The sequence below is a fragment of the Leucobacter sp. genome (assembly GCF_053528595.1).
Window position 1 is genome coordinate 1 of the sequence record NZ_JAIVPF010000028.1, and the last position, 1768, is coordinate 1768.

A 1768-nucleotide genomic window follows, 5' to 3' on the forward strand; every position below is an offset into this window, starting at 1 on the left:
AAGCTGAGCGATGCGCTCGTGCTCGGCAGCGGGTTCGATCCCGAGACCACGCTCGGTCCCGTCGTCAGCGCCGGCGCGAAGACCCGGATCACCGGCATGATCGACGCCGCTGAGGCCGCGGGAGCGACGCTCATCCGCGACGGCCGCGGCGCCGCGCCGCAGACGGCATCCGCCACCGCGGAGGGGTACTACCTCGGCCCGACGATCATCGCCGACCTGCCGATCGACCACCCGTCGAGCTGCGAGGAGATGTTCGGCCCCGCCATCATCGTGCACGCCGCCGACTCCATCGACGAGGCCCTCGCGATGGCGCACGACACCGAGTTCGGCAACGCCGCATCGATCTGGACGGCCTCGGCCTCGACGGCCCGGCGCTTCGAGAACGAGATCCGCTCCGGCAACATCGGCATCAACACCTTCCCCGGCCCTCCGGCCAACCAGACCATGGGCGGTCTCGGACAGTCCTTCTTCGGCGAATCGCACATCTGCGGCGACGCGCCCCTGAGGTTCTACACCGAGGAGAAGCTCGTCTCCGCCCGCTGGTGAGCGGCGGCCCGCTCGCGGGCCCTCCCGCCCCATCTGCAACGCTCGAAAGGACGACAACATGACCAGGTTCATCACCGAGGATCCCGCGCTCGCGGCCGAGTACGGCCTGTCGTCGGCCGCCGTCGCGGGCGGGCTCGTGTTCGCCGCGTCGATGGCGCTCGACGGGGAGACGATGCAGCGCGAGGCCCGCGCCGTGACCATCGAGGACGAGACGCGCCTCTGCCTGCAGTACCTCGACGAGGTGCTCAAGACGGCCGGCACGACCGGGCTCGGCAGCATCGTGAAGATCAACTGCTACCTCGCCGACGACGCGGATCGGGCCGAGTTCTGGCGCACCTACGACGAGGTCTTCCAGGCCCACTCCCAGAAGCACGTGCGCATCACCCAGGTGGTCGGCATCGCCTGCGGCTGCCGCGTCGAGCTCGACGCGGTCGCGGTCGCGCCCGAGGCCGCCTGAGGCGGGTCGCCGTGACGGACCAGCCGACGGCCGGCGAGCCGACCCCCACGCAGCGCGCGATCGGCGACTTCGCGCCGGTCTTGACCGACCTCACCGACCGCGTGCTGTTCGGCGAGGTGTGGGCGCGGCCGGGGCTCCCGGACCGGGATCGCAGCCTGATCACCGTCGCGGCGCTCGTGGCCGGCGGCAACGTGGAGCAGCTGCGGTTCCACCTCCCGCGCGCGCGTGAGAACGGCCTGAGCGAGGCGGAGCTCGTCGAAGCGCTCACCCACCTCGCGTTCTACGCGGGCTGGCCGCGCGCGATCTCCGCCGTGACGCTCGCGAAGGAGCTGTTCGGGGACGCCGCGGAGACCTCCGGCTGAGGGGGAGCGCCGTGTCCAGGACCCCGGGCCGACGGCGCGCGCGCCGCGTCGCCGCGCTGCTCGCCGCCTGCGCAGCGGTGGTGCCGCTCGCCGCGTGCGGCGGCGGGGGCGGGCCCGTCGCGGGCGGCCTGCTCGACGAGGCGGCCTGCGCGCGCAATGCGGGGGCGGGCACCATCACCTACGTCTCCGGCTACGGCTACTCGGCGAGCGCCGGGCAGCTCGACGTGTTCCTCGCCGAGGAGCTCGGCTACTTCGACGACCTCTGCCTCGACGTCGAGATCAACGACTCCGGGGCGAACGGCCAGCAGCTCGTCTCGTCGGGCCGGGCCCGGTTCACGGCGCTCGGGTCCGCCTCCGACGTCATGCTCGCGGCCTCGGCCGGCGGGGACCTCACGGCGGTCGC

At 73.0% G+C, this 1768-nt stretch carries 4 protein-coding genes; all 4 read left to right on the forward strand.

From position 1 onward, the window contains the following. A partial coding sequence (locus ACWKZU_RS06160; protein WP_449281522.1) for an aldehyde dehydrogenase family protein occupies positions 1–546 on the forward strand: 546 nt, incomplete at its 5' end. Between the two features lie 58 nt (positions 547–604). Then, positions 605–1003: a RidA family protein gene (locus ACWKZU_RS06165; RefSeq protein WP_449281523.1), complete on the forward strand. Its 399-nt coding sequence runs from the start codon at positions 605–607 to the stop codon at positions 1001–1003. Between the two features lie 11 nt (positions 1004–1014). After that, positions 1015–1365, forward strand: coding sequence for a carboxymuconolactone decarboxylase family protein (locus tag ACWKZU_RS06170; protein ID WP_449281524.1), 351 nt, complete (start codon positions 1015–1017; stop codon positions 1363–1365). Positions 1366–1376: 11 nt separating this feature from the next. Then, positions 1377–1768 (forward strand): ABC transporter substrate-binding protein (locus tag ACWKZU_RS06175; RefSeq protein ID WP_449281525.1); only part of this gene is annotated, 392 nt, incomplete at its 3' end.